This is a genomic window from Bacillus cereus group sp. MYBK5-2 (genome assembly GCF_051915685.1).
GTDB classification, from domain to species: domain Bacteria; phylum Bacillota; class Bacilli; order Bacillales; family Bacillaceae_G; genus Bacillus_A; species Bacillus_A cereus.
On the sequence record NZ_JBQAFE010000001.1, the window covers coordinates 882,623 to 896,391 of the forward strand.

Sequence of the window (13,769 nt, forward strand, 5' to 3'; positions counted from 1 at the left end):
TATGTGATAGGAGTCATATAAATGAATACGTCACCAATTATAGATATTTTTCAAACCTTTTTTTATAAAGGGGTTATGATTTTAATGCCGGTTGCCGGCGTAAGTATGATTGTCGTTATTATTATCGCTGTCATTATGGCGATGATGCAAATTCAAGAGCAAACGCTGACATTTTTACCGAAAATGGCGAGTATTGTCCTCGTTATTATCATTTTAGGACCGTGGATGTTTCAAGAGTTAACGACGCTTATTTTAGATTTATTTGATAAAATCCCATCGCTATTGCGTTCGTACTAAGATAGGTGAACTGAAATGAATATGGAATTATGGGCGGCGACGTTTTTTGCGTTTTGCCGCATTACTTCATTTTTATATTTTTTACCGTTTTTCTCAGGACGATCCATTCCAGCAATGGCGAAGGTTACAGTTGGACTTGCTCTTTCAATTACAGTGGCTGATCAAGTGGATGTCTCTCACATCAAGACAGTTTGGGACGTTGCAGCTTATGCAGGAACGCAAATTGTAATTGGATTATCACTTTCAAAAATTGTAGAAATGCTGTGGAACATTCCGAAAATGGCCGGGCATATTTTAGACTTTGATATCGGTTTATCACAAGCAAGTTTGTTTGATGTAAATGCGGGCTCACAGTCTACTTTACTATCAACCATTTTTGATATATTTTTTCTCATTATTTTTATTTCACTTGGCGGCATTAATTATTTCGTTGCCACGATTTTAAAGTCGTTTCAATATACAGAGGCGATTTCAAAATTGCTGACGACTAGTTTCTTAGATAGTCTACTCGCAACGCTATTATTTGCGATCACATCAGCGGTTGAAATTGCTCTTCCGCTTATGGGAAGTTTATTCATCATTAACTTTGTTCTAATTTTAATTGCAAAAAACGCTCCGCAATTAAACGTTTTTATGAATGCATACGTAATTAAAATTACATGTGGTATTTTGTTTATTGCGATGAGTGTACCGATGCTCGGTTATGTGTTTAAAAATATGACGGATGTATTACTTGAAGAATATACGAAACTATTTAACTTTTTCTTAACGAAGTAGGGGGACGCGCATGGCAAAGGATAATAAAACAGAAAAGGCCACCCCGCAGAAGCGTAAAAAATCGCGTGAAGAAGGGAATATTGCCCGGAGTAAAGATTTAAATAATTTATTTTCCATTCTCGTATTAGCAGTTGTCGTTTATTTCTTCGGAGATTGGCTAGGGTATGAGATTGCAAATTCCGTAGCGGTGCTGTTTGATCAAATTGGAAAAAATACAGATTCAACCGAGTATTTTTATTTAATGGGGATTTTATTACTGAAAGTATCAGCTCCGATATTAATACTCGTATACGCTTTTCATTTATTCAATTATATGATTCAAGTCGGCTTCCTATTTTCTTCTAAAGTCATTAAACCGAAAGCGTCACGTATTAATCCGAAAAACTATTTTACGAGACTGTTTAGTCGTAAAAGTTTAGTAGATATTTTGAAATCACTGTTTTATATGGGATTAATCGGTTACGTCGCTTACGTTCTCTTTAAAAAGAATTTAGAGAAAATTGTCAGTATGATTGGATTTAACTGGACTGCATCACTTACTGAAATTATTAGGGAAATTAAATTTATTTTCTTAGCAATTTTAATTATTTTAATCGTTCTTTCTATTATTGATTTCATTTATCAAAAATGGGAGTACGAGCAAGATATTAAGATGAAAAAAGAAGAAGTGAAACAAGAGCATAAAGATAATGAAGGGGACCCGCAAGTTAAAGGGAAACGAAAAAACTTTATGCATGCAATCTTGCAAGGAACAATTGCGAAGAAGATGGATGGCGCAACGTTTATTGTAAACAACCCGACTCATATTTCGGTCGTACTTCGTTACAATAAACACGTTGATGCAGCACCAATTGTCGTTGCAAAAGGGGAAGATGAGCTCGCGTTATATATACGAACGCTTGCCCGTGAACAAGAAATACCAATGGTGGAAAACCGTCCGCTTGCTCGTTCTTTATATTATCAAGTCGAGGAAGATGAGACGATTCCAGAAGATTTATATGTAGCTGTAATTGAAGTTATGCGCTATTTAATTCAGACGAATGAACTTGAAGTATAATAGCGCGTTTGGAGGAGATCTCTTTGTTTAAGATAGATTCTGCAAGAACCTATTTTTCTATCTTTTTAGCAGCGTCATTCGTAGTGGCGCTCTTAATTCCACTTCCACCATTTATACTTGATATCATTATCGTTTTTCTACTAAGTATGTCAGTGCTTATTTATATGCGAGCGACAAGTATTAACGAGTGGGATGAATTAAAGTCATTTCCAACGATGTTGTTATTAATCGGGATTTTCCGCGTATCGATTAACGTTTCGACGACGCGAGCGATTTTGACAGATGGAAATGCAGGTCATGTTATTGAAGAGTTCGGCCAGTTCGTAATTGGCGGAAACTTATTAATTGGTATCGTTATTTTTACAGTATTAATCATATTCCAGTTTATTGTTGCAAACGGTGCATCTCGTACAGCTGAAGTAGCAGCTCGTTTTACACTTGATTCTTTACCAGGGAAACAAATGTCTATCGATGCTGATTTAAACCAGCGTATTATTTCAGAAAAAGATGCACAAGCAAAACGTAAAAAATTAAATATGGAAACAGAGTTTTACGGAGCGATGGATGGTGCCGGGAAGTTCATTAAAGGGGACGTTATTTTCGGGATTGTCATTTTATTTGTAAACATTATTTTCGGTTTAATTGTCGGAATGATGCAGCAAGGAATGAGCTTTGCAGATGCAGCTCTTCATTATACACAGTTAACTGTCGGTGACGGAATCGTAAACCAAATCGGTTCATTAATGCTTGCAATTTCAACAGGTATTATCGTAACGCGTGTATTTGACGGCTCACCGGATACAGTAACAGAAGGTATCTTTAAAGAGTTATTAGCGCATGAAGTCGTTGTATATGCGCTCGGTGGTTTATTTATCGCAATGGGTATTTTTACTCCGCTACCGTTTCTACCATTCGCACTCGTTGGCGGAACAATTATCCTCTTAGGCATTCGTAATAAAAATCGAATAAAGAAAGAAAAAGAAGACGAGCTTCAAAAAGAAATAGAAATGATCCAAGGCGAAGATGAGCAACTGCAACAAGTAGAAGATTCATTTGGAGTATTTACAGATAAATATCCAATTATAGTAGAACTCGGTTTAGATTTAGCAGCACTTGTAAAGCAGAAAATTAACGGAGAAACAGCTCGTGATAAAGTTGTTCTTATGAGGAAGTCAATTATTACTGACCTCGGTATTAATGTTCCTGGAATTAACTTTAAAGATAATACGAGTTTTAGACCACGCGGACGTTACATTATTCGAATTAAAGGTGCGAAGGCGGCTGAAGGTGTTTTAAAATCAGGTTATTTATTAGCACTGAAAACACCAAACGTAATGGCTGATTTAGATGCAGAGCCAGCGAAAGATCCAATTTTCGGTGAAGATGGGTATTGGATTTTAGAGCATATGGTGCAAGATGCACAAATGAAAGGCTATCAAGTGTTAGAGCCACTTAGCATATTAATTACACATTTAGATGTTGTCGTTAGACGTAATCTTCACGAATTAATTCAGCGCCAACATGTAAAAGACTTAATTAACTCACTTGAAAATGATAATGGCGTTCTATTAGAAGAGATTAAGAAGAAAGAAATTGATTTATCACTCGTTCAAAATGTTATTAAACAACTTCTAAAAGAAGGTATTTCTATTCGTGATTTACCAACCATTATTGAAGGTATTATTGACGGCAAAGAAATTTATCAAAACCACGTTGATGGTGTGACATCATTTGTTCGTGAATGTATTTCAAAAGTTATTTGTGAAAATGCGAAAAATCCGGACGGAAAAATATATGCAGCGCTCTTCTCTGATTCAATTGAGTTAGATGCAGATGTTGTGAATAATTCATATCAAGGTTACTTATTAAACTGGGATTTAGATTTAGAAACACGTGTCGTTGAGCAAGTGCAGCGTGTCTTTAAACAAGCACGTTTAATGGGAAGAGAACCAGTGTTATTAACACGTAGAAAAGATTTTAGATTTGCGATTGTAAGACTGCTAGAACGTTATCAAGTGGAAGCACAAGTACTTTGTATTAGCGAATTAGCACCAGAAATTGTTGTGGATCAAATTGCCTATATTGAATAGTAGGGGGTGAAGTAATGGAAAGTACAGAAAAGAAAGAAGCGTTAATGCGAATAAAAGCAGCTTCGAAAAATGAATTGTATCGAAAGTTATTTGACCAATATGGTACAGATTATTATTACGTTGTCGATGAAAGTGTAAAACGAAATATACCGTTTTTTTGGAAAAAGGATTATGAAATGTTAGTTGCATTTCCAGAAGAAAAACAGGAAGAAGTGAATGAAGGTACAGCTCAATTTCATGAACAATTAATGGATGTTGTGAATGATCCTTCAGAACAAATTGTGAAGGCGAATGGAATTCAATCAGTACTGCACAATTTAGAAAACGTAACGACTTCTATGTCATACGCGGCGATGCAAACAGGAAATAGTGAAGAATGGGCAAGAAAAAAAGAGAAACTATTAAAGCTGTTTGAAAAAGGAATCGTCGTTGTGAAACCGATGAAAGAAACGGAAGTAACGAAAGTAACGAAAAAGAAAAAAGTTGTGAAACAAGTCGTTCCAGTAAAGAAAGAAGAAGTAGCTCCAAAGAAAGAAAATCAAGAATCTGTACCGTTTATTATTCAAAAAGTAATTCGGATGCTAGAACAAAACGATGTGGAACAATATTTCATTCATGCATATGCTGAAAAGTTAAAAATAAAGTTTGAAAATGCAACGATGATTACGGAAGAAGAAGTTATCAGGTACATATTGGAAGATATGAAATCTCATTTTAATACGGAAAACGTCTTTGAAAAAGAAGTACAAACAATTGCATTAATCGGTCCAACTGGCGTTGGTAAAACGACGACACTGGCGAAAATGGCATGGCAATTTCACGGTAAGAAAAAAACAGTTGGTTTTATAACGACCGATCATTCGCGCATAGGGACAGTGCAGCAATTGCAAGATAACGTAAAGACAATTGGATCTGAAGTAATTGCTGTGCGTGATGAAGCTGCAATGACAAGAGCGCTTACGTATTTTAAAGAAGAAGCACGCGTCGATTATATTTTAATTGATACAGCAGGGAAAAATTATCGTACGTCAGAAACAGTGGAAGAAATGATTGAAACGATGGGACAAGTAGAACCAGATTATATTTGTTTAACGTTATCAGCTTCTATGAAAAGTAAAGATATGATTGAAATCATTACAAACTTTAAAGATATTCATATAGATGGTATTGTGTTTACGAAATTTGATGAAACAGCAAGTAGTGGCGAATTGTTGAAAATTCCAGCAGTATCATCAGCTCCTATTGTATTAATGACAGATGGCCAAGACATAAAGAAAAATATACATATCGCTACAGCTGAACATTTAGCAAAACAAATGTTACAAACATCGTAGAAAAGAGGTGAAGAATAAGGCGCTTGCCTTATTCAAACGAATATGAACGGTCTTTATATAGGTTCTATGGGCATGATGAATTACATGCAGCGCATTAATGTTCATTCGAATAACGTTGCAAATGCTCAAACGACAGGATTTAAAGCAGAAAATATGACGTCTAAAGTATTTGATGTACAAGACACATATCGCCGCGGAGATGGGGCGGTAACAAATATCGGTTCGGTCGATTACGCTGTAGTACCAGCTGCAACGCATGTGAATTTAGTACAAGGAAATATACAAATGACAAATAGCGCTACAGATTTCTTTTTAGATGACGGCGCGGCCGGCACAACATCATTTTTCGTTACTTCTAAAAATGATGAAACGTTTTTAACGAGAGATGGTAGTTTCACATTAAATAGTGATCGTTATTTACAAACGTCATCTGGTGCTTTCGTAATGGGAGAGAATAATGAGCGTATTCGTATTCCAGAAGGAGCAAAGGTTGCTGTACAAGCAGATGGTACATTATATGATGAAGTAACACAAAATAATATTGCTCGTTTACAAACAAAAACAGTAGATGCAGAAACGAATGCACGTCTCGTGCAACGTGAAAACAAAAGCTTTACACTAGCAGAAGGAAACATTGCTAATTTACCGAACGGAACAGGAATAGTAAAAAATCATATGCTAGAAAATTCAAATGTAGATATGACGAAAGAGATGGCAGATCTTATGACAGATCAAAAGATGATTCAAGCATCACAGCGTGTTATGACGTCATTTGATAAAATTTATGAAAAAGAAGCGAATGAAATATTGAGATAGTGGACTCCTAATAAAGGAGTCTTTTATTAATTTCAAATTTCAGAATTATCAATTGACTTTATGAAGCTTCTTTTTTATATTAGTAGGTATAACTATAACTACTAAAGAGGTGGGAGTATGACAACGGCATTATATTTAGAAGATGCATACAAAACGAGTTGCGAAACAGAAGTGATAAGAGTAGAAGGGAATAAAGTATTTGTAAAAGAAACAGTTTTTTATCCAACTGGTGGAGGGCAAGAATGTGATACGGGTGTCATTGTACAAGATGGGTCTGTATTTGAAGTTGAAAAAGTAAAGAAGGAGCAAGGAGAAATAGTTCACTATATAAAAGATGAAGCTCAAGTAAAATTAGGTCCAGTTAAATTAGAGATAAATTGGGAAAGACGTCATAATTTAATGCGTCATCACTCTTTACTGCATCTTATCGGAGCTGTTGTTTATGAAAAGTATGGAGCTCTATGCACCGGAAATCAAATTTATCCTGATAAAGCACGTATCGATTTTAATGAGTTACAAGAGTTATCGAGCGTGGAAGTAGAAGAAATTGTTGAGGAAGTGAATAAACTTATTAAGCAAAATAAAGAAATTTCTACTCGTTATATGAGCCGCGAAGAAGCAGAAAATGCTGTAGGAATGATTAAAACAGCAATAAATCTCCTGCCAACTACTATCCAAGAAATCCGCATTGTTACAATTGAAAATTTAGACGAACAAGCTTGTGGAGGCACACATGTGAAAAATACGAGTGAAATAGGAACACTTGTTATTGATAAAGTAAAAAGTAAAGGGAAGCAAAATCGTCGTTTTGAAGTAAGGGCGATTTAGATTGTGAGGGGTTACCGATGGATGAAATTATAAAGGAGTTACAAAAGTTAGGATTTTCCCAGTATGAATGTAAAGCGTATATTGGATTGTTAAAACATTCCCCAGTAACAGGCTATGAAGTGAGTAAACAAACAGGAGTACCTCGTTCTATGATTTACGAGGTACTCGGTAAGTTAATGGATAAAGGAGCGGTGCATATTGTACCTTCTGAACCAGTTAAATATGTACCAGTACCAGCTACCGAATTAATGAATCGAATGCGAAAAGACTTTGAAAAGTCCTTTGAGTTTTTAGACCAGAAATTAAATGGTTTAGAACAAGAAAGACAGATTGATGTAATTTCGCATATTCGCTCAAATGATCGTGTTTTGAAAGAAATATGCAATATAATTAGTAGAGCTAAGGAAGAGTTATGGATTTCTGTATGGGAAGATCAAGTGCATGAAATAGAGCCATACATTCATCAAAAGGAAGAGGAAGGTGTACATATATTTTCAATCTTATTTGGAGCTCCAGAAACAAAAATAGGAGCGACATTTCACCATAATTATATGACGCCCCACGTTGTTGAAAAGAGAATGGGTGGTCATTTAACTGTTATTGCTCGTGATGGAGAGGAAGTATTAATTGCGAACTTCTCAAATGATAGCACTTCATGGGCCGTTACAACGTATGACCCAGCGCTAGTTCTCGTTGCGACAGAGTATGTGCGGCACGATATTATGGTTGAAGAAATCACAAAGGAATTTGGAGCTGATAAGTTAGATACGTTATGGCGTGAAAATATAGATTTAGTTCATGTCGTAACAGGAAAACGAACTTTAGAGGGAATGGAGGATGATAGAGATGAGTAAAGCTCAGGCACATGTAGCTTTGCAGAGCGATGATACATTTCAGCAAGGAGTAAAAGATTGTTTACCAACTGTATTTGGTTATTTGAGCATCGGTATAGCAGCTGGTGTAATTGCAAAAACAGCAGGTTTTTCTATCATTGAAATTGCATTTATGTCCACTTTAATCTATGCAGGTTCTGCCCAATTTATATTAGCTGGTATGTATGCAGCCGGTGCTCCTGCTTCCGCAATTATTTTCACTGTATTTTTTGTTAATTTACGCCATTTATTAATGAGTGCTGCCCTCGCACCGTACTTTACGAAACTACCTCTATTAAAAAACGTCATTATTGGTTCGCAAATTACAGATGAAACGTTCGGCGTCGCAGTGCAGCATGCAGCGCAAAAAGGATATTTAGGCGAAAGATGGATGATTGGGCTAAATGTAACGGCTTATTTAAACTGGATTCTTGCTACCATTATTGGTGGTCTGTTTGGTGAGTGGATACCAGATCCACATACATACGGGATGGATTATGCATTACCAGCGATGTTTATCGGATTATTTGTACTTCAGCTCATAAGTAGTAAACCAAAGCTAGCAATTCATTTAAGTGTTGCAATTGTAGCAATTATTATCGCATACGTTTCACACCTATTTATGCCAGATAGTATAGCGGTTATTATCGCAACATTACTAGCTGCGACGATTGGAGTGGTGATTGAAAAATGGAAATGAGATTAGATGTATTATTACTTTTATTAGCAGCAGGAGCTGTTACACTCGTGCCACGTATTTTACCTCTACTCGTATTTAGTAAACTACAAATTCCAGACTGGGGTTTAAAATGGTTAAATTACATACCAATTGCAATATTAGCAGCACTTTTAGCACAAGTATTATTTATGCATGAGACGGTGCAATGGGATTACCTGATCGCAGCAATTCCAACATTTCTTGTAGCCATATATACTCGTAGTTTATTAGGTACAGTATTAACAGGAGTGGTTGTGATTATTTTGTTACGTTTCTTTTTCTAAAAAGGATTACGCTCATATAATAGCGAAAGGTGTAATAACATGAAAATATAGGGGTGGTGTTATGATACTTTTAACGATAGGAGCAATTTTGTTAACGTTGTTTATTTTCTTTATTATCGGTTTCGTTACGTTTATGATGTTTGTTGATAAGGCGACACCTCAAATATATTATACACCTTGTGAATCAGTGACAGTGAAAACTAAAGGTAAACAGAGAAGGAAGAAAAGTTGAAAGTTGGCTTTTCTTCCTTCTTCTATTACATCCCCGAAAGAATTAACAACAATAACCCAAATAAAAAACTAATAAAGGAAAGAAGAACGATACATATGGAAAATACACGATTATTTCTCCATTCGCGCCAGAAAGTTATAAAACCTAAAATACAAAGGAAAAACCAAATGGGTAGGAATAGGAACTCACTAATTTTTTCGGGAAGTAACGAATAAAAAGTTGTTACATATAAGGTCCAATTAGTAAAAAATAAAAGGCAAACGATAATAGATTGTAAGTAGGGGCGGTTGAAAAATAGCCCTTTTTTTACGGTTTTAAAAATGATAGTTAGCGCTGAGATAAAGGCAATGAGTATGAAAACAAGTAAGAGTAATGTCAGCGTCATTTAGAGTCTCCTGTATAAGATTGTTTTTATCACGCATGGGCAGTAAGACCCACACCTTAAAACTCAACGTAAGAAAAGAGATTAGGTGGGGGATGAACCCCCCCACTGATTGAAGTTTCACTTTACAAGAAATGAATCTATTAAATTGTATGCTTCTTTTGTAGAGTGCCCGTTATATTTTTCAGTGTACGGATTTAGAAATCCATGTTCACCGTGTAGTTGTTTTATTTCTAATAAAGGATTCTTTTGTTGCTGCAATGTGTGAATTAAAGAGGATACTGAAAAACTAGCTTCTTTTTCAGGGAATATAAGTAGTGTAGCGCATGTAGGCTTTATGTGAACATAGTCACGTATACGAGAACCGTAACATCCGATAATAAAATCTATTTTCGGATTGTTACTACATAGCCATGAGATGGTAGCTCCAACACTAAAGCCGATAAGTCCAATATGTGTATAACTACTAGAAAGATGAGAAATGAATTCTTCAATTTGCTTTTTTCCATCATCAAATCCAATATGATTTACAAAATGTTCATATGCTTTTTCTTCATCACTGTAATGAAATGCATGTTGTAAGTGTAGAAGATTAGGACAGAATACATCTATATGAGATGAAGTAAAGTGCTGGGTAACGTGATGCATATGGTCGTTCACACCATATATTTCATGAACAATAACGAGAGCTAATTTTTCTTTCATAGTTATATTGTGCCTCTTTGAAACTTAAATTCTTTCTCAACAAGGCAAATACGCAGGTTGAAGTTTTCATACCATTGCTCACGACCTCTTTTTTTCGCTTCTTTATGTAAGGTGTTCTTTTTCCAATTTTCAATCGCATCAAGTGATTCCCAATAAGAAATTGTTATTCCGAGTCCAGAATTACCTCGTGCACTTTCTACACCTAAAAATCCAGGTTGTTGCTTTGCAAGTTTCTCCATTTCTTCGGCAACGGTATTATAGTCAGTTGTATCATTTGATAAATTAGAAGTGAATATAACTGCATAATAAGGCTTGTTTTTTTCTAAATTAGATGCCATTATTTTTCCTCCTTAATGTATAGTACGAATAATTAATCCATAGTTTGTATTTTAGCAGGTCACAAAAAGAAAAGAAGTAGAAAATTCTTATTTTTTCAGCTCATGTAAAATAAAGGGTTGAAGAAATTTATAATAAGTAATCTGAAAGAAGAAAAATGCCACTTCAAAAGAGAAGTGGCATTTCTTATATTTCCTCTAAGCTATTAACTGGAACAGTTAATTCGCGTCCTGGGTTTTTTACTTCATATATGCGGGCGGTTTCATTGCTTTCATCGACGTGTTGAATCATAACAGGCATGCCTTGAAAGCTAACATTAGCTTGTTCCGCTGACGCAGAAAGCTCTATTGCACGTTGTATATTCATTTATATTCCTCCCATCATTATTATCTTTGCTAAAAAAGAGGAATAATATACCATTTAGAGACATTCTTAAAGTTTTTGTATTATTTGTAATGTTTCTTTAATAAATGAAGAAAAGATGGAATCAGGATAACCATCTATCGTTTGAACTGCTTCTTTTGCTTCTTTCAGAGCAGCTGGTTTATCTTGAAGTTTTATATGACACAGGGCACGATATGATCCAGCTGTTAATAACCATGACTGATCAAGTGGATGACTCATATAATCTGGAATATTAGCACGTTTTAATGTTTCCAAAGCTTCCTTGTAACGTTTTAAACCATACAGAGATTTTCCTTTTTCAAGATAATATAATCCATCTGCTTGAAAAATCGGTACATCTTTTAGTTTTCCTCGGAATTGTTCTAAATGTTCTAACGCAATTGTATATTCATTCGTAACGGTATTGTAGTAATAAGCTTTTAATATATCTATATTTGCAGCGGATAGAGTATCTTCTGTAAAAATGGCAAATTGCTCCGATTTTTTTATGTAATATAAATATCGTTCTTTATCGGTTGTAATGATTTTTTGATAAGATAAAATACGGTAAAATTCATCTGTTTTATAATACACTTGATGTTTTTTTGAAAATGCAAGTGCATCTAAAATGATTTTTTCACATTTTTCATAATTACCGTATGCGAGTAAAATAATTGCTTCTTTTAAATATAATTGTATATGTGTAATGAGATCCATTTCTAAATTCTTCGTTTTATATTCATCGCGAATTTTGGTAATCAACTGTAAACATTCTTTATATTTTTTCCGTTTGTAGAGCATATAGTAAAACAGTAGTTTCGTTTCAGTACTTTCACGATACAAAGTATATTTTTCAAATATAGAAACAGCTGTTTCAACGTAATATTCAATATTGTAATCGTTCATAATGGCCGCTCCAGTTATGAACTGTTTATATAAACGTGCTGTGTTTAAAGTAAGGGGTAGTTCTTTTTGAACGATAGGTAGTAAAGTCTTGTATACTTCATCGCATTTATTTGATTTTATTAATGGCTCCATTTTTTGAATAAGTTCCACAATTTCTTCTTCATCTTCTTCTAATAAAAAGCTCGTTTCACATTCAAGTTTTTCCGCAATATATTGTAATGTTTTCATAGAAGGTGTAGCTTTTCCATTTTCAATTTGACTAAGCATACTTTTTGTCAGTTCCGAACCTGCCAGTGCTGTTTGCGTAAGCTTTTTTTCTTTTCGTAACGTTTTAATTTTTTCACCGAGAGTAGCCATATAATTGCTCCTTTATAGTTAGAAAGTTAAATGTCATTAAACTTTTTGTTGTAAAAATTGGAAAGTTGATTATATAATAAGTTTAACACAATTTAACTTTTAAGGGGAGAGAGTCAAAAATGGGAGATATAAGTATAGGACAACATGATTCAAGAATGAAGATTGCAACTAGAAATATCATTTTAATGATGATTGGAAAAATGACGTCTTTATTAGGCGCAGGTATTTATACGTTCGCAATGGGGGTATATGTATTAAAGACTACTGGTTCAGGGATGGGTTTTGCAATTACGCTCGTTTGCGGATCACTTCCAAGGATGATCTGTGGCCCAATCGCTGGTGCTGTAGCAGACCGTGTGAATCGAAAATGGCTTGTCATTGGTACTGATTTATTAAGTAGTTTAACAATGCTTAGTATGTTTATTCTTGCTACTATATTTGGGCCATCACTTCTTTTTATTTATATTTCAGCAGCATTATTATCAATTTGTGCAAGTTTTTATTCTGTTGCATTAACTTCGTCTATTCCGAGTTTAGTAGATGAAGGACGTATTCAAAAAGCGAGTGCTTTAAATCAAACGGCGGCTTCTTTATCAAATATTTTAGGACCGATTATTGGCGGAGTTGTATATGGTTTCTTTTCAATTAAATCGTTTTTCCTATTAAATAGTATTACGTTCTTTTTAGCGGTTATTTTGCAATTATTTATCGTATTTGATTTATATAAAAAAGAAGTGGCTGAAAGTAAAGAGCATTTCTTGATGAGTATAAAAGAAGGTTTTTTATATGTAAAAAGACAACGTGAAATATATGGTTTAATGAAAATAGCATTGTGGGTAAACTTTTTTGCGTGTGGTCTAACAGTTGCACTTCCGTACATTATCGTCCATACATTGCATTTATCTTCAAAGCAACTCGGTACTGTAGAGGGAATGTTAGCAGTCGGGATGCTAATGGGAGCGATTGCTTTATCAGTGCGTAAAGAAGTGAATAATCCGTTTCGTTCTATTTATACTGGACTGTTTTTGTTTGCAGGTTTAAGTTTATGTACAGTCTTTCCGTTGTTAGTTATCATTCCAAAAGTAGCAAGTTTTATTTACTATATTGCTTTTATGATGTTAACTGGTATAGCAATTATGATTGTAAACATTCCAATGCAAGTACATATGCAAAAAACGACAGATCCGAGCTACCTAGGGCGTGTGTTTGGCCTACTTGAAACAATTGCGACTGCAATCGCACCACTTGGTATGATTGTATATGGACTACTATTAGATATGTTGCCAACTAGCATTGTTATGATGACAATAGGCGGAGGGTTATTGTTAGTTGTATTAGTTGGAGTAAAGCAACATATGGCGAAAAAACAAGTAGATGTGTCCGCTTAAAAATAA

At 34.8% G+C, this 13,769-nt stretch carries 17 protein-coding genes; 12 read left to right on the forward strand and 5 right to left on the reverse strand.

Going from position 1 to position 13,769, the window contains the following annotated elements; all coding sequences use genetic code 11:
* The first annotated feature begins 21 nt into the window (after positions 1 to 21).
* The 11 genes from ACTFP3_RS04810 (at position 22) to ACTFP3_RS04860 (ending at position 9,305) form a co-directional block, all read left to right on the forward strand.
* Positions 22 to 297, forward strand: a complete 276-nt coding sequence (locus ACTFP3_RS04810; protein WP_001098085.1) for a flagellar biosynthetic protein FliQ — start codon at positions 22 to 24, stop codon at positions 295 to 297.
* A 15-nt stretch (positions 298 to 312) separates the two neighbouring features.
* Positions 313 to 1,074, forward strand: a complete 762-nt coding sequence (locus ACTFP3_RS04815) for a flagellar biosynthetic protein FliR (RefSeq protein WP_001055718.1) — start codon at positions 313 to 315, stop codon at positions 1,072 to 1,074.
* A gap of 10 nt (positions 1,075 to 1,084) precedes the next feature.
* Positions 1,085 to 2,131, forward strand: coding sequence for a flagellar type III secretion system protein FlhB (flhB, locus tag ACTFP3_RS04820; RefSeq protein ID WP_001030111.1), 1,047 nt, complete (start codon positions 1,085 to 1,087; stop codon positions 2,129 to 2,131).
* A 23-nt stretch (positions 2,132 to 2,154) separates the two neighbouring features.
* Positions 2,155 to 4,221, forward strand: coding sequence for a flagellar biosynthesis protein FlhA (gene flhA, locus ACTFP3_RS04825; RefSeq protein ID WP_000472537.1), 2,067 nt, complete (start codon positions 2,155 to 2,157; stop codon positions 4,219 to 4,221).
* 14 nt (positions 4,222 to 4,235) lie between these two features.
* Positions 4,236 to 5,555 (forward strand): flagellar biosynthesis protein FlhF, encoded by a 1,320-nt coding sequence (gene flhF / locus ACTFP3_RS04830; protein WP_000446171.1) that lies wholly within the window; start codon positions 4,236 to 4,238, stop codon positions 5,553 to 5,555.
* Positions 5,556 to 5,597: 42 nt separating this feature from the next.
* On the forward strand, positions 5,598 to 6,371 hold the full coding sequence (locus ACTFP3_RS04835; protein WP_001013934.1) for a flagellar basal-body rod protein FlgG: 774 nt from the start codon (positions 5,598 to 5,600) through the stop codon (positions 6,369 to 6,371).
* A gap of 117 nt (positions 6,372 to 6,488) precedes the next feature.
* On the forward strand, positions 6,489 to 7,199 hold the full coding sequence (locus tag ACTFP3_RS04840; RefSeq protein WP_000205398.1) for an alanyl-tRNA editing protein: 711 nt from the start codon (positions 6,489 to 6,491) through the stop codon (positions 7,197 to 7,199).
* Positions 7,200 to 7,216: 17 nt separating this feature from the next.
* Positions 7,217 to 8,053 carry a TrmB family transcriptional regulator gene (locus ACTFP3_RS04845; RefSeq protein WP_059303953.1) on the forward strand — a complete coding sequence of 279 codons (837 nt, stop codon included), beginning with the start codon at positions 7,217 to 7,219 and terminating at the stop codon, positions 8,051 to 8,053.
* The gene (locus ACTFP3_RS04850; protein WP_000030489.1) at positions 8,046 to 8,771 is read left to right on the forward strand and encodes an AzlC family ABC transporter permease; all 726 of its coding nucleotides are present in this window, start codon (positions 8,046 to 8,048) and stop codon (positions 8,769 to 8,771) included. The genes ACTFP3_RS04845 and ACTFP3_RS04850 overlap by 8 nt, the downstream gene beginning before the upstream one ends.
* The gene (locus ACTFP3_RS04855) at positions 8,762 to 9,073 is read left to right on the forward strand and encodes an AzlD domain-containing protein (protein ID WP_000425946.1); all 312 of its coding nucleotides are present in this window, start codon (positions 8,762 to 8,764) and stop codon (positions 9,071 to 9,073) included. Before ACTFP3_RS04850 ends, ACTFP3_RS04855 begins: the two co-directional genes overlap by 10 nt.
* A 61-nt stretch (positions 9,074 to 9,134) precedes the next feature.
* On the forward strand, positions 9,135 to 9,305 hold the full coding sequence (locus ACTFP3_RS04860; RefSeq protein ID WP_086384950.1) for a DUF3951 domain-containing protein: 171 nt from the start codon (positions 9,135 to 9,137) through the stop codon (positions 9,303 to 9,305).
* A 25-nt stretch (positions 9,306 to 9,330) separates the two neighbouring features.
* Here ACTFP3_RS04860 and ACTFP3_RS04865 read toward each other — a convergent pair whose 3' ends face one another.
* The 5 genes from ACTFP3_RS04865 to ACTFP3_RS04885 all read right to left on the reverse strand — a co-directional run bounded on the left by ACTFP3_RS04865 (position 9,331) and on the right by ACTFP3_RS04885 (position 12,375).
* On the reverse strand, positions 9,331 to 9,690 hold the full coding sequence (locus tag ACTFP3_RS04865; RefSeq protein ID WP_320480950.1) for a hypothetical protein: 360 nt from the start codon (positions 9,688 to 9,690) through the stop codon (positions 9,331 to 9,333).
* Positions 9,691 to 9,807: 117 nt separating this feature from the next.
* Positions 9,808 to 10,392, reverse strand: a complete 585-nt coding sequence (locus ACTFP3_RS04870; protein ID WP_440009453.1) for a dienelactone hydrolase family protein — start codon at positions 10,390 to 10,392, stop codon at positions 9,808 to 9,810.
* Positions 10,393 to 10,394: 2 nt separating this feature from the next.
* A complete protein-coding gene (locus tag ACTFP3_RS04875; protein ID WP_320480949.1) occupies positions 10,395 to 10,730 on the reverse strand; it encodes an antibiotic biosynthesis monooxygenase family protein in 336 nt (111 codons plus the stop codon).
* A 184-nt stretch (positions 10,731 to 10,914) separates the two neighbouring features.
* Positions 10,915 to 11,094, reverse strand: coding sequence for an H-type small acid-soluble spore protein (locus tag ACTFP3_RS04880; protein ID WP_320480948.1), 180 nt, complete (start codon positions 11,092 to 11,094; stop codon positions 10,915 to 10,917).
* A gap of 66 nt (positions 11,095 to 11,160) precedes the next feature.
* Positions 11,161 to 12,375: a helix-turn-helix transcriptional regulator gene (locus ACTFP3_RS04885; RefSeq protein WP_320480947.1), complete on the reverse strand. Its 1,215-nt coding sequence runs from the start codon at positions 12,373 to 12,375 to the stop codon at positions 11,161 to 11,163.
* A 119-nt stretch (positions 12,376 to 12,494) separates the two neighbouring features.
* Here ACTFP3_RS04885 and ACTFP3_RS04890 point away from each other — a divergent pair, with 119 nt between their 5' ends.
* Positions 12,495 to 13,763, forward strand: coding sequence for an MFS transporter (locus ACTFP3_RS04890; RefSeq protein WP_440009458.1), 1,269 nt, complete (start codon positions 12,495 to 12,497; stop codon positions 13,761 to 13,763).
* Positions 13,764 to 13,769: the final 6 nt, after the last annotated feature.